Here is a 19497-nt window from a genome sequence, read left to right on the forward strand (position 1 = left end):
GCACTTCGACGGCCAGAACGCTAGCCTGGAGAGCTCCCACCGCGAACCGACTGCTGGCGGCGGTGAGAGTGTTGGCGCGTTCCGATTGATTTCGTCTCATCACCTAGTTAGTAGGTGTTAGTCGGTATTTGGCATTGGAGAATTGTGTGCCCAATTTGAGGGAGCTTGATAGCTTTGGCGAAGTCGCAGCTGAAGACGACGACGTGTTGGATTATTTCCTGAAAACAGGCGCTGTCGACCAGGTGCTTAGCGGCAAAATATTACTGGTTCTCGGAAGAAAGGGAAGTGGCAAGACGGCACTGGTGCGACACTTTACTGAGGGCGACAATAAGGACCATGGAAAACCTCTAAGTCTCCGTAGCTACCCTTGGACTTCACATCAGCAACTCGTCGATCAAGGAGCGTCCCCCTCAGAGGCATATGTGGCCTCATGGCGGCTTTTGATTGCTATCAGGCTTGCAAGTATGGTTTGTCAGCTAGGAAGTAACACCTACTTGGATTCTTTAAAGGCTCTCCAAACCTTCCTGAAGAAGAATTTCAACAGTATAGACCCCGAGTCTCGAGCAATTCTTTCGAGAGGAAGGCTTGATGTTAATGGATTGACAGTTGCGCCGCAGGTGGCAGGATTTGCACTGGGGTCGATTATTTTCGGGGACGAAAGCCGTAAAAAGGTTCTAGGGCTCGAACTGGATTCACTAACCAACTCAATTCTGAATGATGTCACGACGGCAATAGCAGAGTTGGGAATAAGCCGTCTATACCTTCACTTTGACGAACTCGATCAGGGCTTGGATCAAGTTGATGAAACTAAGCAGAAAATGCTCGTTGGACTGATTTTGGCTGCGAGAGAGATCAGCCGTTCAAAGTCTCTACGGGCCAACATTTGCCCCATCGTATACTTGAGAACTGATATCTGGGAGCAAATTGAGTTCTCGGATAAGAACAAGATAACCCAGTCGGCTTCTGTAAACCTCCAATGGGATGAACAATCACTTCTTCAACTTGTTAATACTCGCTTGCAGGCGCGTCTTGGAGACGAGGCGTCTTGGAGTAATGTAGAGGACGGAAAAAAGATGCGAGGCTCTCAGTCCAAGTGGTCTCACATCACATCACGGACCCTTCTACGACCTAGAGACGTCATTCAATTTCTAAATGAGGCGCTCCAAGTGGCGAAGATACGGCCCGACCAGAATTTGTCTTTCTGCAATGACGACATCAATGAATCTCGTGAGGGCTATTCCACCTATCTGAAGCACGAACTGGACGATGAAATTGGGCCACACTGGAAGGAATGGACTGAGGCTCTCCAAGCTTGTTCTCGAACCGAGACAATCACCTTCCAGAAAGCCGACTTTATGAAAAACTATCGACGAACCAAAGGGCCGGACAATCCGGTGAACGCTGAGAAGGCTTTGGAGATGCTGTACCGATTTTCGGTGATCGGTTGCGAGCAGAGGTCTAGCAAAGGTGGATCCAAGTGGTCTTTCCGCTACAATGACCCGAATAGTGGCTGGGATGCATTTTCCCCAAGATACAAAGTCCACCAAGGGCTCAAAGAGTTTGCAAAGCTGAAAGAGGAAAGAGCGGCCGAAGCGAAGTAAAGCCTCCATTTGCGAACAAACCGAGCCTCCTCCTGCATCTAAATAAAGAAGCAAGCAGAGGAGCTTACCTCATGAAATACCTATCTGCCCTCGGCGTCCTCGCCGGGGGTTTTCTTTTGACTCCACCGCCCAAGGCCGTCCTGACGACAGTACTCTGGGTCGTCTCTCGCTCTCACCCTGCTGTCGCTGCCCTCGTGCTGCTGGCCGTGGTCGCAGCCTGGAGGAGCGACGATGACTGAGGACGATGTGAAGGAAGACGATATCGTCGTCATCCGGGCGTTCGATGAGTACCCCGAACACCTGTTCCGCGTCAGCGAGGTCTTTGAAGACTTGGTGACCGGCTACTCGATTACCGGACCTCTGAACGGGGTCTACGGTGAACCGGCCTTTGACCTGATCCTGAAGGTCTACCCGGTCTGATCCCCCACAATCCAACAACAAAGGAGGAGACGCTATGTCTGCTCAGATCAAGTATGCGTACCTGAAGGGTCACACGTGGCTCTATCGGCGTAACTACCCCAAGGACGTTGCTCTGGCGCTCGGTCAACAAGCGCTGAAGCAGTCCCTCAAGACCCGGGATGCCAGTACCGCCCGCGTCCGGGCAGCGGAGCTAAACGCCCGCTACGAGACGCTGGTCGTCCAGGTTAGAACTAGGGCCGAAGACGCTCTCTCTGGCCCAGAGAACAGCAAGCCGCTCCCTGGATGGGCCACCCAGCCGGAGACGCAACTGGAGCGCCTGCGGACCACTCTGGAGCACTCTGGTACCGTCCTGGAGCGGCCTGCCTTCAATCGCCTTACCTCCCCGGTCAAGGTGTTGGTCAGGGACGCCAGCAGGGTTTACACAAACAGGCGGAGTAACGAGCTTCGGCCCGGTGGGTTCAAGTCGGTGCGCTACTCGGTTGGCTTGTTCGCCAGCCGCTACGGTGACCGGTCTCTCTGCAGCCTGACCCGGACAGAGGGGCGAGAGTTCCTCGGGCTGCTGGCTCAACTGTCTCCCAACCTCGGCAAGTCAGAGCGGAACCGGGGGGCGACCCTCGACCAACTGGTGGCGCTGTCCAGCCGGGGCTCGGTCAAGATCACGGTGCGTACTCAGAAACGGACGTGGGCTCAGGTCAACCACTTCCTCGACTGGGCGGTCTACGAGGGGCATCTAGAGCAGAACCCGTTCCGGAACGTCCTGTTCGACCAGAAGGTGCGCCCTCAGCCCTATGCTGTGTTGACCGATGAAGAGGTAGTCAGGTTGCTTCGAGTCCAAGACGACTTGTTGCATTCGGTCACGGTCACCTGCCTACTAACAGGAATGCGGGCTGGGGAAGCTGCGGGGTTGCTCAGGGAGGACCTCGTATCCAAGGGCAACCTCGGGACCTTCATTCATGTTCGCCCCAATGAGCAGCGCCTGTTGAAGACAGACGCGGCGCAACGACTGGTTCCGGCGCATCCCTTGCTGGACGAAGTGTTCAGGACCTTGCCCGCGAGAGGGCCGCTGTTCCCGGACTTGACCGTGGACGCGATCACCAAGCAGTTCACCCGGCTCAGGGCACGACTGGGTCTCGATCGTCCAGGGCTGGTGTTCCACTCCACCCGCAAGTGGTTCATCACCCAATGCGAGAGAACCGGCGTTCCGGAGCACTTCACGGCGTCTCTGGTGGGCCATAAGTCGGCCAGATCGGAGAACGGTATAACCTACGGTATCTATTCCGCAGGCATCTCAGACGAGCAGAAGCGGTCCATCGTTGACCAGATAAGACTGCCGGTGCCGGGATGAACATTCCCGACATCGCTGACTTCGAGGAGAGGGCCGCTATCGCTGAATACGATGGTGGCCTTTCTCGTAAGGAGGCTGAAGACGTTGCGGCCCGGGCGCAGGGGTTCAAGAACTCCGACGCCTACTGGCGGTGGCTGGCAGACTACGTGGTCACCAGAAAGCTGCCCTAAACTGACCCTCGGCGCGCCTGTAGCGGGTGTGCCGGGGGTGTCGGGCTTTGTTTTTTTACGCAGCGCGACGAAATTCAGAAACTCTGTTTGGCCCACATTGGTGACCTAGGCGGAACTGTATTCCTAAAATGAACGATCTAGCATCGACTTTCTTATTAGGCAATGCAGAGCTTCCCGAACAAACTCAGGGCACTCATTAATATGGCATGCTGAGAGCGTACGCTTAGAACTACGAAGGTTTGGCTCAGCGACGACCGCAAGCGTACGAATCTTGAATACTTCCGCCGCCAAAATATCGTGGATCAGATTTTGACGCATCAGATAGGGCGTGCTCTAGCAACCTTGGGCGCTTCCGCTATTTCTTCTGTTTCAGCGGCATACTTTAATTCCACCGTTGTCGATATTTACGTGCAAGCGAGCCGTAATGCCTCTGAGATCAAAGGAATCCGCTGGCCTCAACTCCCAGTCCCCGCCAATGAGTGTGTCCACACCTTTCCATTTTCTCTCGAAGCCCGCCAATCCAATTCCCGGCGCGGCATTTGAGTTTCCGTCGCCTTTCTCAGACGCCAAGTCCTCATTCGCGTTTAGCTTGATCCGCCAAGTCATGAAGTGCAAGGTTTGCGTTCCGGGACTTTGCTTGAATACCAAGTCATATGTTGTCGTTTGCGTGCCATGGTGTGCCAGCGTATAACCTCTAGATTTTCCGGGGTCGACACCCAAATAATCAGAAATTGTAAGTTCTAAATAATCTGGTGTCCCCCCGTCAAGTACCCAAAACCACTCCTCGGGCCTCGTACCTTGCGCGCAGTCACTGCCATCCTTCGGAGTTCGATAAGAGTAACTTTCCGGTACAGTCGTATAAAGATGCACGTCTTGTTCAAAAAATAGATCGTTTATGTACTTCAGCGCGTAGTCAACTGGAGGAACAGGTTGAGGTTTGTCATCACTACCACAGGAGGCCAAGGCCACCACCATCGCCAAGCTCAGGGGCTTGAACAAATTTCGACATATTTCCATTACGAAATCCACCTGCGCCCTATTCCGGAAGTATTACTAAAGGCAAATTTGGAATTCCACCAGACTTTTCAATTGGAACAAGGTAAGCGTATTGAGAGGAGCTGGAAAAACATAGGATGGGGTAATCCACAGTTACCACGGAATTCCCTGTCCCCTCGAAGTTTATGTCTGTGGCTTTAACAATCGGCCTATCGTGACCAGAAAAAACAAACTTAACTGCATCAGCAGAAACCAGAGCGCTACCTGACATCTGTGAAGGTAGCTCCCCCTCGACGATCAGCTCGTTTCCTGCGACGCTGCCCGAAAAGGGTTCGGATTGTCCGGACCCACTACTCCAAGAAAAGTCTGCTCTAGCTGTACCCTTTTTAGACATGCCGAAGGTTGAGCCGCAATCGCTTACCGGACACTTCGAGCAACACTGAAACGGAAAGTTCTGTGTCAGCGCATGAAGTCCACTTGCTATCCAAAAGTCTGCGAAGCTTATTTTATACGACGCACCCGCAGAGTGGCTCAACACCATACGCCGAATTGCGGGAAGCACTTCAGATTGGTACATAACCACAGGAATCTTGGCGATATAGTTTGGCTCATTAAGATCGATTTTGCATCGATCCTCCTGAGCAACTCCCTGAGTGGCCCAGAAGGAGACCGCTGTTGCAAATACTTTAATCAAACATGTAAGTCGCATACCTGCGAATCCTCAACAGACAGCATCTAACATCCCAGTTTGATGCGCAATCATGAGTATGGCAAGAAAAATCCACTTTCCTAGCCTTTCGGCTTTCCGCTCGATGCCGTGCGGTGAGATGTGCCCATCGAAAATCGCGCGATTAATACCTTCGCGCTGGCCGATCGTCAGAGAATGGGCCGTATGGTTAAAGGCTCCATTTCTACATCACGATTATTGGTTAATTTTTGACTGTGCGCGACTTCAACTAAGCGCCACGATCCAGCCAATGATGCATGCAACACTTAGGCTCTGAGAGGTCCACTTTCAGATCACACCTTGGAGTTTTGTTTAGACCAAGGATTGCGCGCTCTTCTAAAGCACTTTCCATTAGGCTTGCTGAACGCACAATACTGCGGATAAAATTTCCGTCCGTGATATTAAAATCATCTTTTTCAGTTGCTTAGCATAACGCATCGCCTTGATGAGAGATACGTGTTTCGTTGCGATCGTGTACCTCGCTAAATGTTCTCCGAAGCGGCCGCCGTATCCTCGCCAGCCCCCTCCAGCGTGACTCAGCGGCGTTCCCCAAGACCCGTCCCCGGCTACCCCGTCCGCCCGGCCACCACCAACCCGTCCCTCTCGCCGCCGCCAGCAGTCGGTTCGCGGTGGGAGCTCTCCAGGCTAGCGTTCTGGCCGTCGAAGTGCTCCAGACTGCCCCAGCCTCACTAGCGTTTCGCCCCACTAACTGCCCCAGTTCTGCTGACCGATGGGAAAAGCCGATACCGTTCATCGGGCGGCAAGGCTTCCTACCACCCCAGCCAGTACTCCCTAGACCAGCGATGTGATGTTCCTGTGAACCTGACGGTTCGAACCGGCTCACTCCATACTCTCCCCCACCACTGACAGTTCCGGACGTTCTCACCGGCGGACCTTGCCCTTGGGTAACCGCTGAGGCGCCTCATACACATCGCCACGCGCCCCGGCGGAAAATTCTTTCAACACCGATACCTGACCGGTACAAACGGCCGATGAACGTTCCGTTTCTCCTGTCTGTTCTGTTCGGCGGCCTGCTGGCCGCGGCCCTGCTTGTGCCCGGCTGGTTCTGGCTGGTGCTGGTGGCCGGCCCCTGCCTGCTGGCAAGCCTCCTCCTGCTGCTCCTCACGCTCTGGAAGCCGACGAGACGCGGCAAGAGGCCGTACATCCTCGTTGACGGCTCCAATGTCATGCACTGGCGCGACGGCACGCCGCAGATCGCGACGGTGCGGGAGGCCGTGGAGCGGCTGATGGCCTACGGATACACGCCCGGCGTCGTCTTCGATGCCAACGCGGGTTACCTGCTCTCCGGGCGATACCTGCACAACGGGGCGCTGGCCAAGGCTCTGGGTCTCCCCCGGGATCAGGTGATGGTCGTTCCCAAGGGCACGCCCGCCGACCCGACGATCCTTGCCGCGGCCCGCAACTTCGGCGCGCGGGTCGTGACCAACGACCGCTTCCGCGACTGGGCCGCGCTGCACCCCGAGGTGGAAGAGCCCGGTTTCCTGATCCGTGGCGGCTATACGTCCGGCAAGCTCTGGTTCAATATCTCCGACCAGCCCGCCCGGACGTGACATCGCCCTGAACGCCCGCGCCTTTCGGGGAATGGACAGGATTCGGGCATCCCCTCTCCTTCGGTAAGATTGACGGTCCAATCCGCGCATCCGGCCTTCTCTCTGCCCAGCCGGGGTGGCATAGGCATGTCTGCGGGCGTCAGCCCGGCGAGATCGAAAGGAAGACGACATGTCCACAGTTCTGAGTTGGGATGAATGGTTCGCGCAGGACGGCCTCGGGCTGGCCGAACTGGTACGCAAATCCGAGGTGACGCCGGCAGAGCTGGCCCAACAGGCCGCCGCCGCGGTGGCCAAGGTCAACCCCGAGATCGACGGGGTCCTCGAGATCTTCGACGACGCCGTGGCCGATCCGCTGACCGGCGGCACCAATCCCGACGGGCTCTTCGCGGGTCTCCCCTTCCTCGTCAAGGACACCGGCTGCACCACCATGCAGGGCCGCCTGCAGGAAATGGGCTCCATGCTGCTGCAGGGCAACCGCGCTGCCGCCGACGGCTTCCTGACGACGCAATACCGCAAGGCCGGTCTCAACCTGATCGGGCGCACCACCGCACCCGAATTCGCGACCTGCAGCTCCTGCGAGAACCCGGCGCTGCACACCACGCGCAACCCGTGGAACACCGAGTTCACCAGCTGCGGCTCCTCCGCCGGGTCCGCGGTGATGGTCGGTGCCGGGGCGGTGCCAATGGCCAGCGGTTCTGACGGTGGCGGCTCGCTCCGCATCCCGGCCGGGGTGAACGGCGCGATCTCGATCAAGACCTCGCGCGGGGTGTTCTCGCAGGCGCCGATGCTGTCCGATTTCGCCTCCAACGTCTCGACCCAGGGCGCGATCACCCGCACCGTGCGCGACAGCGCGGCCTTCGTCGACCAGTGCCGTGGCGGCGCCCCGGGCGAGTACATGCCCTACTGGTTCCCCGAGGAACCCTACCTCGACCTGATCCAGCGCGACCCCAAACCGCTCAAGATCGCCGTCTCGCACGAATGGGGCCCGCACACCGCCGCGCCCGAGATCGTCGCGGAACTGGAGCGCGTCGCGGAACAACTCAAGGCGCTGGGTCACCAGGTCGAATGGGTGGTGCCGGATGTCGACTTCCAGCTGTCCTACGATGCGCAGACCTCGTGCTACATCACCAACTTCGCCCAGACGGTGAACAACCTGCTGCTGGCGCGCGGCATGGAGCGGCCGCCCGAGGGGCTGATCGAGCCCATCAACATCAAGATCTGGGAGGCCGGGATCGGCGGCAGCTACACCGACCGGGCCAATATGCAGCTCGCCTTCAACACGGTGTCGCGCCAGCTTGGCAACTTCTTCGAGTCCTGGGACCTGATCCTGACCCCGGTGATCGCCAAGCCGACCCCGCGCATGGATACGCAGGAGTACCTGACCTCCTCCGACAATCCCTCCGTGATGGACTGGTTCCGCAATCTCTGGGCCTTCTTCGCCTACACGCCGATCTGCAACCTCGCCGGCACGCCGGGCATCTCGCTCCCGCTCGGGCGTCTGCCGAACGGCCTGCCGCTGGGGATGCACCTCACGACGAAACAGGCCAACGACGGCCTGCTGCTGCAACTGGCGGCGCAGATCGAACGCTCAGTCAACGGCGACTGGTTCGGCGGCGCGCGGCCGCAGGTCCACATCACCAACTGAACCTGACCCGGCGGGGCGCTACGGGCGCCCTGTCACCTCGGTCCGCAGAAAGTTCGGAATGCAGGCCTCCAGCCCGGCGGGCAGCACCAGCCAGGCCCCGGCGGCATAGACGCGCGCGGGCAGATCGGGCGCATCGCTTTTCAACGTGACCGAAACATGCGAGGCGCCGGTCACCGACACATCCGGCAGCGCCGCGACCAGCCCCTCCGGCGGGAAGGGAACCAGCACCGCCGGGGCCTCGCCGCCAAGGCGCAGCACCAGCGCAAGGATCGCGATCCAGGCCACCAGCAGAACCGGCAGCGCCAGCAGCAACTGGCGGATCAGCGGTCGGCGGCGCATCGCAGTTCAGTAATCATGGATATGTTCCAGCCTCAGCCCCCGGTCCGAGAGGCTGCGCAGCCAGTCCGCCAGTTCGGTCACCGGCACAAGGAACAGGTGGCGCGTGTCGCCGTACCCCTGCCGCGGCAGGTCGGCAATCGCCCCCGCCTCCACCGGCCTGTCCGAGATCGCGGTGAACATGATCTGATCGTTGCCGGCGATGTCGACGAACTGCGCGCCCTCCCCGGCCCATTGTGCCAGCAGCGCGGTCAGCTTGCGATAGCGCGGCGTCTCCACCTCGATCCCGGCATCGGTCCGGCGCAGCACCCGCACCCCCTCGGAGGCTTCCAGCACGTCCTCGGGCAGAAAGGTCACGATCATCTGCAGCGTCAGGTCATCCGGCCCGGTGGCGGCCACCGCCTTGCCGATCACCCCCGCATAGGCCGCCTTGCCCCGGTACTCGACGCCCAGCGCAAAGCTGCGTTCGCGGTCCCGGAAGCTTCCCTCCGACGCGGCCCGCAGCGCCGCGAGATCACTGAGGAAGTCATAGCGATACCACGGCACCTGCTGAAGGAAGGTCGCATAGCTTGCCGCCTGCTCCGCCGAGACGGTGTCCAGCGCCGAATGCTCCGGCCCCCGGATCCATGTCGCGACGCGGCCCAGCGTTTCCTCGTAGGCGGCCTTGGCCAGCATCTCGACGGTGAAGGACACGCCGATCACATGAACCAGCTGACGGGTCGGCCCGTCGATCTCGCCCAGCGCCGCGCTCTGCTCGGTCAGGGTGCAGAGCGAGCCCCAGTAGCCCCCGATGGCCCGCAGGAACGAGAAGTCATGCGGATCGCCGGTGCGGATCACCTCGGCATAATCGTCGTAGGCATGGACGATATGCCATTCGGGATAGGTCAGCAGCGTGCGGATCTCCGGCCTCGTCTCTTCCGACAAGGGCACCGAGGGCGCGGGCGTCGCATCGCCCCGGCACATGGTCTCGACATAGACCACCGGGCTCGCCAGCCCCAGCACCACCACCAGCGCGACCAGCAGCAGACGCCGGACCTGTCGCCAGAGCCACCTCATCCGCGCCGGACCGAGAGGATCCCGGCACCAAGGGCGATCGCGCCCAGCCCGATATGCGGCAGGTTCGCGGCGATGCGGAAGGGCGACAGGGAAAAGCCCAGCGACTCGTTGGTGAAAATGCCGAAATCGAGGTAGCCCCAGCCGGTGAAGATCCCGAAGACCCCGTCGCCAAGGTAGGCCGCCCCGAACAGCAGCAGGAAGATCCGCGCGGACCGCCGCGAGATCAGCCCCGCCAGCAGCGCCCAGGTGGCCGAGGCCAGGTGCAGCGCGTCATCGAAGGGGTCGAGCGCGAAGATCCCGAAGGCCAGCCCGTCGGCGTCGGTCAGGCCGGGAATGTAGTTGATCGCCGCCGCACCCAGCAGGATGACGGCATAGACGAGACAGAGTTTCCGATCGAAGGTCACAGCGGCTCCAGGTAGCTATCCCAAAGGTTGTTGCGCAGGGTCAGCGCCGGGTCCAGCGCCCGCTTGGCCTCGGCAAAGGCCTGCGCGCGCGGATAGGCGCGGGTGAACTGGTCAGCCCGCGCATGGGGGCGGTACGGCAGGTAATAGCTCCCGCCCAGCGCAAGGATACGGTCGATCAGCGCCCGGGTCATGCGCGCGTGATCCGCCTCGGCCCGCGCCGTCATCTCCTGCGTAAAGGACATCACCGCCGCGATCCGGGGCGTCGGCGAATGGGCCAGCACGCTCTCCGCGTCGGCCTCGACATAGCGCAGGGTCACGTTCAGGAACTCGACGAAGGCATCGGGGATCACCTCGCGGCAGGCTTCGAGGAAACCGCCAAAGGCCTCCGGCGGTACGAAGTACTCGTGCAGGATATCCACCCGCCCCGGATCGCGGTCGTCCAGCGTGACCACCGGCTCGTTCATCAGCGAGTTGCGGGTGCTCTCGCCCGCGATGCGCGGCCCCAGCCCGCTCTCGACCCACCAGCGCCAGCGCTTGACCTGCTCGCGCCCGACCTGCCCCCGGTAGATGTAAGAGGCCAGGTGCGACACCAGCCCCGATCCGGCGGCCGGGGGGATGTCAGTCTGATCGGGCGTCGGGCTGTAGCTGACCAGCAGCGCTTCCTCGAACAGGGTGGCCCGCTCGACGTTGAGCCGCCCGTAGACCATCGGCTTGGCCGGATCGCGCACGGCGGCGAGGAAGGCGTCGGGAAAGGCCTCGGCGGGCATCAGCTCGAAGGCCGGGGCCAGCCGCTGGTTCGGCACCATCTCGACCTCAAGATCCACGATCAGGCCGATCAGCCCGTAGCCGCCCATCGCCATGCGGAACAACTCGGCGTTCTCGGTGCGCGACGCCGTGACCAGGTCGCCGTCGGGCAACACCATGCGCAGCGAACGTACGGTGGACCCCATCGGGCCGAACGGTACCGGCCAGCCATGCGCATTGACCGAAAAAGTCGCGGCGACGCCGAAATCGTGGTTCGACTGCATCACCGCCGGGCTGAACCCGATCGGGTCCAGCGCGGTGATCACGTCGGACCAGCGCGCGCCCCCGTTCACGCGGTAGGTGCCTGCCGCGGTGTCGGGCTCGATCCAGGCGTTGTCGACGGTGATCGCATGGCCCTCGCGCGGGATCGCCTGCCCGCCCATCGAGTGCCGCGCGGCCCCGATGTTCACGCACCGCCCCTCGCTGCGCGCGGCCTTCAGCTCGGCTCGCAGCGCCTCGACCAGCGCATCGCCCGAGGCCGCCACCCGCTGATGGGAATGGACCGGCGTGGCCGAAAGCAGGCTCGCATCGTTGAGAATGAGTGTCCCATCGGTCGCACCCGCCGCACTGCCGCCGACCGTGGCGACACCGCGCGCCCGCGATAGTTCGGGCGCCCAGCCACGGCCCAGGGCATAACCCCCGACGGCGCCCGCCCCGACAAGAAGCCCCCGCCTGGTGATGGTTCGGATCTGTCCCAAGCTCTCTCCCCTGCGTCGCGATACCCTGCGTCGGAGTGACCCTAGCGGCAGACGCGACCGGTCGAAAGGTCTGGTATTGCTTACCTTCTCGCGCCGGGACCAATGCGCGACAGGCAGGTGTCCGGCGCCCGCCCGCAGACGGGCGCCGGCTGTCCTCAGGCCGTCAGCAGGTCCTCGATCCGGATCGGGAACCGCCGGATGCGGTGGCCGGTGGCATGCCAGATCGCGTTGGCGATGGCGCCGACGCTGCCGACGATACCGATCTCGCCCACGCCCTTGATGCCCAGCGCGTTCACGTAGGGGTCATCCTCGTGCACGGTCAGCACCTCCAGCCCGGTCACATCGGCATTCACCGGCACGTGGTACCCGGCAAAGTCGGCGTTCACGATCCGGCCGGTACGCGGGTCGTGCTTGGCCTCTTCGTGGAGCGCAAAGGAGATGCCCCAGATCATCCCGCCCAGCAACTGGCTCTCGGCCAGCTTCGGATTGATGATCCGCCCCGCCGCAAAGGCCCCCACCATCCGCGTGACCCGCACCTGGCAGAGGTCCGGGTCCACCTTCACCTCGGCAAAGACCGCACCGTGCGAATGCATCGAGAACTTCTCGGCGTCCTCCGGCGCGCGCGAGGCGCTGCCGTTCCCGACCAGCTCGGCACTCCCCGCGCGGGCGAGGATATCGGCGAAGCTGTCGCTGCGGCTGTCGTCACCATCGACATAGAGCCGCCCGTCGCGCGCCGAGAAGGCGGCATTGCCCGCACCATGCAGCGGCGACTCGGGGTCCGCCGCCGCGATCTCGCCCAACTGGCGGATCACGTCACCGCCCGCCGCGTGCAGCGCACCGCCCGCAGTCGCGGTATGGCCCGAACCGCCCGCCACGCCGCCATCGGGCAGCGAAGAATGCCCGGCCCGGAACTCGACCATGTCGAGCGGCAGGCCAAGGCTGTCGGCGGCGATCTGCGCCAGAGCGGTCCACGCGCCCTGCCCCATGTCGATGGCCGAGGTCTCGACCAGCGCGGAGCCATCGGACCGCAAGGTGGCGCGGGCGTCGGCGGCGAACATCGGGCACGGGAACAGGGCTGTGCCCATGCCCCAGCCGGTCAGCAGGCCGTTCTCGTCCTTCATCTGCCGGGGCAGCAGCGGACGCCCCGACCAGCCGAAGCGCTCTGCGCCCTGCATGTAGCATTCGCGCAGCGCCTTCGAGGAATAGGGCTTGCCCGTTCCCGGCTCGGTCTCGGCATAGTTCCGCAGGCGGAACTCCAGCGGGTCGATCCCCGCCGCTTCGGCCATCTCGTCCATCGCGCATTCCAGCGCGGCAGAGCCCGAGGCCTCGCCCGGCGCCCGCATCGGTCCCGGCGTGCCGACGTCAAGCCGCACGGCCCGGTGCGCCGAGCGCAGCGCCCCCGCCGCGTAGAGCCCCTGCGAGGCATTCGCCGCCGGTTCGACGAAATCGTCGAAGCTGGAGGTCGCCGCGAGCCCTTCGTGGTCGATCACCGTCAGCGCCGCCCCGTCGTCGATGCCCAGCCGCAACCGCTGGCGGGTCGCGCCCCGGTGTCCGACCGGCCCGAACATCTGCTGACGCGTCAGCATCAGCTTGACCGGCCGCCCCGTCTCCTTCGCGGCAAGGATCGCCAGCACCTGCGGCCCCGTCGGGATCGCCTTGGAGCCGAACCCGCCACCGAGATAGGGCGCGCGGATGGTCACGTTCTCCGCCGGGATCCCGAAGAAATAGGCATAGCCCGCGCAGGACATCAGCAGCGCCTGGCTCGGCACGTCGAGCGAGAGCTTGTCGCCCTCCCACTGCGCGACGACCGCGTGGGTCTCCATCGCATTGTGGTACTGCGCCGAGGTCTCGTAGGTCACGTCGATCGCCTTGGTCGCCGCCGCGTGGCCCGCGGCCACGTCGCCGTGCTCGACCCCGGCGGGCCGTCCAAAGCCGCCCGGCTCCACCGGCGCGGCCTCGTCGTCGTCGATCCGCGTGCGCGCCGGTTCGGCGGCGTAGCGCGGGTTCAGCAGCCGCGCCCCCTCGGTCGCGGCCTCCAGCGTCTCGCCCAGAACAAGGGCGATGGGCTGCCCGGCATAGCGCACGCTGTCGTCCTGCAGCACCTCGATGCGGAAGGAGAACATGGTGGGCTTGGCCGAGGGATCGCCCTGCAGGGCGGGCCGGTTGCCGGGCGTCATCACCATCGTGACACCGGGATGCGCCTCGGCGGCGGCCACGTCCAGATGCGTGACCCGGCCCCGCGCGATGGTGGCGGGAACATAGACCGCGTGGAGCAGGTTCTCAGGGCTGTTGTCGGCGGTGAAGGTGGCCGTGCCGGTCACCTTGGCGATCCCGTCACGCCGGGTGACGGGTTGTCCGGCGTTGGAGCCGAACCGGACAGGATGGGCGAGCGTATCAGGCATGGATAAGATCTCCGGCTTGAGGGGCGAAGGGAGAGGCAGGCAGCGCGGGCATCCGCGCAGGTGTGCCTGCCGCAGCCATGGCAAGGGCACGGGCGGCGGTGCGGCGGGCAAGTTCGATCTTCCAGCCATTGCCGCCCACGGCGACCGCACCGGACAGCGCGACCTCGGCGGCCTCGGCGAACAGATCCGCGTCAATTGCACGCCCGGCCAGCAGCGCCTCGGCCTCGGCCACGCGCCACGGACGCGGCGCAACGGCGCCAAGGGCCAGCCGCGCCTCGGCGATCCGTCCGCCCTCGATCCGCAGCGAGGCCGCGGCCGAAGCGGTCGCAAAGGCAAAGGAGGTCCGGTCCCGCACCTTGAGATAGCGGGAATGGGCCGCAAACCCGGCCGCGGCGGCGGGCAGACGCAGGGCGAGGATCAGTTCACCGGGCCGCAGCGCAGTGCTGTTGCCGGGCGCATCCCCGGGCGGCAGATGCAGGTCGGCCAGCGCGATCTCGCGCGCGCCACCCGGCCCACGGACCTCCACCACCGCATCCAGCGCGACCAGCGGCACCGCGAAATCCGAGGGGTTCACGGCGGCGAAACGCCCGCCGGTGCCCAGCACCGCAAGGCTCGCGCCACCGCTCAGCGGATCCGATGGCGGATCGAGCTCGCGGTAGAAGGCATCGCGCGGCGACTGCATGATATTGCCCGCCACCGTGGCGACGTTGCGCAGCTGTCCCGACGCCCCCGAGAGCAGCGCCTCGGCCACCATCGGAAAGCTGCGGGCAAACCCCGGGTCGTCGGCAAGGTCCGCATTGCTCACCAGCGCCCCGATGCGGGTGGCCCCGTCCGCGCGCGTCTCGATCGTGTCGAGCCCCGGCAGGCGGGTAATGTCGATCAGCTTCGCGGGCTGAACCGCCCCGGTCTTCATCAGGTCGACAAGGTTGGTACCCCCGCCAAGCCAGGCCGCACCCGGTTCCCAGGCCGCCAGCGCTTCGTCGACGGTCCTCGGCTGGACGAAATCGAACGGCTTCATGCGGCGTCCCCCTTCTCGGCCTCGGCCATGCGGCGCGTGGCCTCCTGCACGGCAAGGGTGATCCCGTGATAGGCGGCGCAGCGGCAGATGTTGCCGCTCATCCCCTCGCGGATGCGCTCGGGGTCGTCCCCGGCCCGTCCCTCGGCGATCAGACCCACGGCGCTCATGATCTGGCCGGGCGTGCAGTAGCCGCACTGGAACCCGTCCTGTTCGATGAAGGCCTCCTGCACCGGATGCAGCCGGTCGCCGGTGGCGAGCCCTTCGATGGTGGTCACCTGCGCCCCGTCCAGCGTGGCCGCGAGGGTAAGGCAGGAATTGACCCGCTTGCCGTTCACGATGACGGTGCAGGCCCCGCACTGGCCGCGGTCGCAGCCCTTCTTGGTGCCGGGCAGCGCGAGTCGCTCGCGCAGCAGGTCGAGGAGCGTCACGCGCGCGTCTTCAAGCGCGATGTCGCGTGGTGCCCCGTTTATGGTCAGGCGAATGGAGAGTGACATGCGTCCCCCCTTCATATGGCTATGTGCTGAGTGTCGGGCTCTCGCGCCCGGGCGAATAAGTCCGTAAGGTTGGATCGGGGGTGCCCTCGGGCCGTCCCCTGTGATAGTTATACGGAGGTAGCCTCCGTTTTACAAGAGGAAGGATGCAGGACGGTGGAAAACCGCAAGCGCAAACCGCGTGCCGACGCCCTGAAGAACCGAGATCTGCTGATCGAGGCGGCCCGGGACGTGCTGGGACAGGGTGGCCCCCAGGCCAGCCTGGAAGCGGTCGCGCGCAAGGCAGGCGTGGGGATCGGTACGCTTTACCGGCATTTTCCAAGCCGCGAGGCACTGTTCCATGCCGTCTTCCACCACGACCTCGAACAGCTGGCCTGCCTTGCCGAGGGGCTCGAGGGCACCAACGATCCGGTAGCGGCCATACGCGGCTGGCTGCACGAGAATGTCGCCCTGATCGAGACCAAGCGCGGCATGCTCGGCGCTCTCTCCATCGTCATGTCGGAAGAATCGAAGCAGTCCTATGCAGACCTCTCGGTCCGCATCGCCGCCGCGCTGAACAGCCTTCTCACGCAATCCGCCGAGGCCGGGCAGATCCGAACCGGTGTCACCGCCGATGACCTGCTGCAGACGATGTACGCCCTCTGCTACGCGCGCCAGCCGGGCCCCGAGTGGCGCACCCAGGTGCTCCGGCTGCTCGACATCTTCGTCGACGGCCTCAGGGCCTGACGTTCACACCAGCGGAAGCTGGTTGCGCGTCGCACCCGCCTGCCGCACCGCCCGCACAAAGGCCTCCTTCAGCATCCTGAGCGGCGGCAGCGAGTCGTTCTCGGCGAGCGTCAGGAAGCTGGTCAGAACCGGCAACAGCCTCAACCGCGGCACGTTCACAGGCACCAGCAGGCCCGAACTGCCGAACCCGCGCAGGGCCATGCGCGGCACACAGGTCAGGACCTCGCCCCGCAGCGCCAGCGCCATCAGGGCATTCGGGTCCGCCGACATCTCGACCGTGGGCCTCGGCGGTGTCAGCCCGCAGTTGCGGAACCCCGCCTCCAGCGACATCCGGTTGTTGGTATCCGGCGCGGGCAGCACCCACGGCCAGTCGAGCAGATCCGCCGGGTCGATGGCCTCACGCCCGGCCAGCGGATGATCGGCGGAACAGGCCAGCGTCAGCTCGGTCTCGATCAGCGGCGTCGCGGTGATCAGCTCGGCCATGCTCTGGGGCAGATGGTCCCAGGTGGCGCGGCCCACATAGCAGTCGAACCGCCCGTCGAGCAGCCCGCGCATCATGTCGTCCACCATGCCCGCCACCACCGTGAACCGCAGGCCCGACTGCGCCAGCCCGAGCTCGCGCAGCGCCTCGGGCAGCAATTGATAGGTCACCGCCGGATTCGTGCCGATCCGGATCAGCGTTGGCGGCTCGGCCAACAGTTCGTCGGCGAGGTGATCGAAGGTGGCAAGCCCCGTGCGCGCCCGCTGCAAGGCATGGCGCCCCGCGTCGGTCAGCAGCGCACCCTTGACCGAACGATCGACCAGCGCGATTCCAAAAGCGAATTCAAGGTCCTTCACCATCTGCGACACGGCAGGCTGGGTCAGGTTCAGCGTCTCCGCCACCGCGCGCAGCGACTGGTGACGGTCGATGAGTTCCAGCAGCCGCAGGTGGCGCAGCCTGAGTCGATCGATGTGGATTTGCGATGCCAACATAAGCAATAGGTATCACATGCAAGAAAGTTTCGAATTTTTCTTTTAACTGGCCCGCGATAGGCCATGCAACAGGAGGGTGCCGCCTCGGAGCGGCACAAGGGAGGACATATGAGACAGGCCGACATCTGGTCCGGTGCCGGGCTCGCCCTGGTGGCGCTGCTGGTACTTTTCGTGGTGATACCGACGCAGATCGAGAGCGCGCCCGACGGCTACGTGTCGCCTAGGCTGGTGCCGCAGATGATGATGGTCCTCGTGGCCTGCCTCGGGGCACTGCAGGCGTACAACGCCTGGCGGCGGACACCGGACGGCGACGGCAGCCTGCCCGTAACCCGCGAGGAGCTGCTGGCGCTGGCCAAGATCTCGGGGGTCTTCGCCCTCGCGCTGGCCCTCTACCTCTGGCTCTCGCCGCTCGCCGCCGGCATCGCCCTGATCGCGGGCGCGCTGATCGTCCTCGGCGAACGCCGCATCTGGATGATCGTCGCCATGCCCGCCGGCCTGCTGCTGGCGGTCTGGTACCTCTTCTACCACGTGCTCGGCACGGCTCTGGTGTGAGGCGGACATGGAGTACCTGATTTCCGGCTTCGGCCACGTCCTCAACCCCGTCACCCTGTTCTGGATCGCCGTGGGGGTAACCCTCGGCTACGTGCTCGGCGCCCTGCCCGGCCTCGGCAAGGCCACCGGCGTCGCGGTCGCCATCCCGCTGACCTTCTACCTCGACCCGGTCTCGGCCATCGCCATGCTGATCGGCATCGCCAAGGGCAGCGCTGCGGGCAGCGCGGTCTCGGCCATCCTGCTGAACACCCCCGGCGAGCCATCCTCGGCGCCTACCGCCCTCGACGGCTACCCGCTGGCCCGGCAGGGCAAGGCGCAGAAGGCGCTCAAGATGGGCCTCTTCGCCTCGGTCATCGGCGATTTCGTCTCCACCCTCATCCTCATCGGCCTCGCGGCGCCGCTGGCCTCCTACGCCCTGCTGATCGGGCCGGTGGAACTCTGCGCCATCCTGCTCTTCTCGCTCACCTTCATCGGCGGCCTCTCCGGCAACTCGCTGACCAAGGGGCTGATCGCGGGCGCCTTCGGAGTTCTCTTCGCCACCGTCGGCATCGAGACCGAGACTTTCATCCCCCGCCTCACCTTTGGACTGCTGGAACTCGACGAGGGCATCTCCCTGGTGCCGATGGCGATCGGGATGCTGGCCGTCGCCGAGATGATCGTCCAGGCCGGGAACATGCGCGCGCTCGACCAACAATCGACCGAGATGCGCGACGGCAAGTCGCGCGAAGACAGGGTCGTGACCGGGGCCGAATGGCGCCGCTGCCTGCCGGTGATCGCGCGCGGGTCGCTGATCGGGTCGGCCGTGGGCATCCTGCCCGGCCTCGGCGCCAGCGTCGGCTCGTTCCTCAGCTACGGCGCGACCCAACGCGCCTCCAGAACGCCCGAGAAATACGGCACCGGCATGATCGAGGGCGTCGCCGCCGCCGAGAGCGCCGACAACGCGGTGGTTCCCGCCAGCCTGATCCCGCTCTTCGCCCTCGGCATCCCGGGCAGCGTCATCGCGGCGATCCTGATCTCCGCCCTGGTCCTCCACGGCCTCACCCCCGGCCCGCTGATGTTCCAGCAACAGCCGCAGAAGGTGGGCGATCTATACGCCGCCCTGCTCTGCGCCAGCGTCATCCTGCTGGCCATCGGCTACGCCGGTCAGCGCCTCTTCGCGCTGGTGATCCGGGTGCCCCTGCGCCTGATCATCCCCGGCGTGCTGTTCCTGTGCTGCATCGGCGCCTACATGGAAACCAGCTCGGTCTTCTCGATCTACCTGATGCTGGTCTTCACGCTGATCGGCTACTTCATGCGCAAGTTCGAGTATTCCTTCGTGACCTTCCTGATCGGCTTCGTCATCGGACCCAATCTCGAACTGACCTTCCGCCAGTCGATCCAGTTGCTCGACGGCAAGGCCGCGAACCTCGTCCACCACCCCATTTCCATCGTCTTCATCCTGCTGACCGTCGTCACCGTCGGCCTGATCGCCCGTGGCAACAGCCGCGCGACCCAGCGTGCCGAGGCGCGCGCAGGGATGGAAAAACCCAAGGAAGAACAACTTCATATCTGAGAAAGGGAGGA

Annotated in this window: 19 protein-coding genes; 10 read left to right on the forward strand and 9 right to left on the reverse strand. The window is 63.8% G+C overall.

Features of this window, described 5'->3' with window-relative positions:
* Positions 1-146: 146 nt before the first annotated feature.
* The 5 genes from DDT93_RS26605 to DDT93_RS26820 all read left to right on the forward strand — a co-directional run bounded on the left by DDT93_RS26605 (position 147) and on the right by DDT93_RS26820 (position 3536).
* Positions 147-1601 (forward strand): P-loop ATPase, Sll1717 family, encoded by a 1455-nt coding sequence (locus tag DDT93_RS26605; protein WP_157960276.1) that lies wholly within the window; start codon positions 147-149, stop codon positions 1599-1601.
* A 71-nt stretch (positions 1602-1672) separates the two neighbouring features.
* The gene (locus tag DDT93_RS26610; protein ID WP_157960277.1) at positions 1673-1840 is read left to right on the forward strand and encodes a hypothetical protein; all 168 of its coding nucleotides are present in this window, start codon (positions 1673-1675) and stop codon (positions 1838-1840) included.
* Complete coding sequence (locus DDT93_RS23885) at positions 1833-2021, forward strand: hypothetical protein (RefSeq protein ID WP_109468435.1); 189 nt, start codon at positions 1833-1835, stop codon at positions 2019-2021. Before DDT93_RS26610 ends, DDT93_RS23885 begins: the two co-directional genes overlap by 8 nt.
* 34 nt (positions 2022-2055) lie before the next feature.
* Positions 2056-3366 carry a DUF6538 domain-containing protein gene (locus DDT93_RS23890; protein ID WP_109468436.1) on the forward strand — a complete coding sequence of 437 codons (1311 nt, stop codon included), beginning with the start codon at positions 2056-2058 and terminating at the stop codon, positions 3364-3366.
* Positions 3363-3536, forward strand: coding sequence for a hypothetical protein (locus tag DDT93_RS26820; RefSeq protein WP_198654961.1), 174 nt, complete (start codon positions 3363-3365; stop codon positions 3534-3536). The genes DDT93_RS23890 and DDT93_RS26820 overlap by 4 nt, the downstream gene beginning before the upstream one ends.
* 369 nt (positions 3537-3905) lie before the next feature.
* Here the strand turns inward: DDT93_RS26820 and DDT93_RS26615 are convergent, their stop codons facing one another.
* Entirely contained in the window at positions 3906-4565 is a 660-nt protein-coding gene (locus tag DDT93_RS26615) for a hypothetical protein (RefSeq protein ID WP_157960278.1), read from the reverse strand.
* A gap of 1686 nt (positions 4566-6251) precedes the next feature.
* Here DDT93_RS26615 and DDT93_RS23895 point away from each other — a divergent pair.
* A complete protein-coding gene (locus tag DDT93_RS23895) occupies positions 6252-6830 on the forward strand; it encodes an NYN domain-containing protein (protein ID WP_109468437.1) in 579 nt (192 codons plus the stop codon).
* 169 nt (positions 6831-6999) lie between these two features.
* Positions 7000-8475 carry an amidase gene (locus tag DDT93_RS23900; protein WP_109468438.1) on the forward strand — a complete coding sequence of 492 codons (1476 nt, stop codon included), beginning with the start codon at positions 7000-7002 and terminating at the stop codon, positions 8473-8475.
* Between the two features lie 18 nt (positions 8476-8493).
* Here the strand turns inward: DDT93_RS23900 and DDT93_RS23905 are convergent, their stop codons facing one another.
* From DDT93_RS23905 to DDT93_RS23935, 7 genes are all read right to left on the reverse strand, one after another.
* Positions 8494-8814, reverse strand: a complete 321-nt coding sequence (locus DDT93_RS23905) for a hypothetical protein (protein ID WP_109468439.1) — start codon at positions 8812-8814, stop codon at positions 8494-8496.
* A 6-nt stretch (positions 8815-8820) separates the two neighbouring features.
* Positions 8821-9867 (reverse strand): hypothetical protein, encoded by a 1047-nt coding sequence (locus tag DDT93_RS23910; protein ID WP_109468440.1) that lies wholly within the window; start codon positions 9865-9867, stop codon positions 8821-8823.
* Positions 9864-10271, reverse strand: a complete 408-nt coding sequence (locus DDT93_RS23915; RefSeq protein ID WP_109468441.1) for a DUF4383 domain-containing protein — start codon at positions 10269-10271, stop codon at positions 9864-9866. The genes DDT93_RS23910 and DDT93_RS23915 overlap by 4 nt, the downstream gene beginning before the upstream one ends.
* The gene (locus DDT93_RS23920; RefSeq protein WP_332872711.1) at positions 10268-11773 is read right to left on the reverse strand and encodes an FAD-binding oxidoreductase; all 1506 of its coding nucleotides are present in this window, start codon (positions 11771-11773) and stop codon (positions 10268-10270) included. The genes DDT93_RS23915 and DDT93_RS23920 overlap by 4 nt, the downstream gene beginning before the upstream one ends.
* A gap of 155 nt (positions 11774-11928) precedes the next feature.
* The gene (locus DDT93_RS23925; protein WP_109468442.1) at positions 11929-14175 is read right to left on the reverse strand and encodes a xanthine dehydrogenase family protein molybdopterin-binding subunit; all 2247 of its coding nucleotides are present in this window, start codon (positions 14173-14175) and stop codon (positions 11929-11931) included.
* Positions 14168-15193: an FAD binding domain-containing protein gene (locus DDT93_RS23930; RefSeq protein WP_109468443.1), complete on the reverse strand. Its 1026-nt coding sequence runs from the start codon at positions 15191-15193 to the stop codon at positions 14168-14170. The genes DDT93_RS23925 and DDT93_RS23930 overlap by 8 nt, the downstream gene beginning before the upstream one ends.
* On the reverse strand, positions 15190-15687 hold the full coding sequence (locus tag DDT93_RS23935) for a (2Fe-2S)-binding protein (protein WP_109468444.1): 498 nt from the start codon (positions 15685-15687) through the stop codon (positions 15190-15192). The genes DDT93_RS23930 and DDT93_RS23935 overlap by 4 nt, the downstream gene beginning before the upstream one ends.
* A 153-nt stretch (positions 15688-15840) precedes the next feature.
* Between DDT93_RS23935 and DDT93_RS23940 the strand changes: the two genes are divergently transcribed.
* The gene (locus DDT93_RS23940; protein WP_109468445.1) at positions 15841-16410 is read left to right on the forward strand and encodes a TetR/AcrR family transcriptional regulator; all 570 of its coding nucleotides are present in this window, start codon (positions 15841-15843) and stop codon (positions 16408-16410) included.
* 3 nt (positions 16411-16413) lie between these two features.
* Here the strand turns inward: DDT93_RS23940 and DDT93_RS23945 are convergent, their stop codons facing one another.
* Positions 16414-17382 carry a LysR family transcriptional regulator gene (locus DDT93_RS23945; RefSeq protein ID WP_157960279.1) on the reverse strand — a complete coding sequence of 323 codons (969 nt, stop codon included), beginning with the start codon at positions 17380-17382 and terminating at the stop codon, positions 16414-16416.
* A gap of 108 nt (positions 17383-17490) precedes the next feature.
* On the opposite strand from DDT93_RS23945, the gene DDT93_RS23950 reads away from it, so the two are divergent.
* Both DDT93_RS23950 and DDT93_RS23955 read left to right on the forward strand, forming a co-directional pair.
* Complete coding sequence (locus tag DDT93_RS23950) at positions 17491-17934, forward strand: tripartite tricarboxylate transporter TctB family protein (RefSeq protein WP_157960280.1); 444 nt, start codon at positions 17491-17493, stop codon at positions 17932-17934.
* A gap of 7 nt (positions 17935-17941) precedes the next feature.
* Entirely contained in the window at positions 17942-19486 is a 1545-nt protein-coding gene (locus tag DDT93_RS23955) for a tripartite tricarboxylate transporter permease (RefSeq protein ID WP_109468448.1), read from the forward strand.
* Positions 19487-19497 lie beyond the last annotated feature (11 nt).

It is taken from the genome of Albibacillus kandeliae, from assembly GCF_003116585.1.
Taxonomy (GTDB): Bacteria; Pseudomonadota; Alphaproteobacteria; order Rhodobacterales; family Rhodobacteraceae; genus Albibacillus; species Albibacillus kandeliae.

Coding starts and splice junctions, on each gene's coding strand:
- DDT93_RS23925 (WP_109468442.1), bottom strand. CDS start 14,175: ATGCCTGATACGCTCGCCCATCCTGTCCGGTTCGGCTCCAACGCCGGA.
- DDT93_RS23905 (WP_109468439.1), bottom strand. CDS start 8,814: ATGCGCCGCCGACCGCTGATCCGCCAGTTGCTGCTGGCGCTGCCGGTT.
- DDT93_RS23895 (WP_109468437.1), top strand. CDS start 6,252: ATGAACGTTCCGTTTCTCCTGTCTGTTCTGTTCGGCGGCCTGCTGGCC.
- DDT93_RS23910 (WP_109468440.1), bottom strand. CDS start 9,867: ATGAGGTGGCTCTGGCGACAGGTCCGGCGTCTGCTGCTGGTCGCGCTG.
- DDT93_RS23945 (WP_157960279.1), bottom strand. CDS start 17,382: ATGTTGGCATCGCAAATCCACATCGATCGACTCAGGCTGCGCCACCTG.
- DDT93_RS23955 (WP_109468448.1), top strand. CDS start 17,942: ATGGAGTACCTGATTTCCGGCTTCGGCCACGTCCTCAACCCCGTCACC.
- DDT93_RS23930 (WP_109468443.1), bottom strand. CDS start 15,193: ATGAAGCCGTTCGATTTCGTCCAGCCGAGGACCGTCGACGAAGCGCTG.
- DDT93_RS23890 (WP_109468436.1), top strand. CDS start 2,056: ATGTCTGCTCAGATCAAGTATGCGTACCTGAAGGGTCACACGTGGCTC.
- DDT93_RS23950 (WP_157960280.1), top strand. CDS start 17,491: ATGAGACAGGCCGACATCTGGTCCGGTGCCGGGCTCGCCCTGGTGGCG.
- DDT93_RS26610 (WP_157960277.1), top strand. CDS start 1,673: ATGAAATACCTATCTGCCCTCGGCGTCCTCGCCGGGGGTTTTCTTTTG.
- DDT93_RS23900 (WP_109468438.1), top strand. CDS start 7,000: ATGTCCACAGTTCTGAGTTGGGATGAATGGTTCGCGCAGGACGGCCTC.
- DDT93_RS23885 (WP_109468435.1), top strand. CDS start 1,833: ATGACTGAGGACGATGTGAAGGAAGACGATATCGTCGTCATCCGGGCG.
- DDT93_RS26820 (WP_198654961.1), top strand. CDS start 3,363: ATGAACATTCCCGACATCGCTGACTTCGAGGAGAGGGCCGCTATCGCT.
- DDT93_RS23935 (WP_109468444.1), bottom strand. CDS start 15,687: ATGTCACTCTCCATTCGCCTGACCATAAACGGGGCACCACGCGACATC.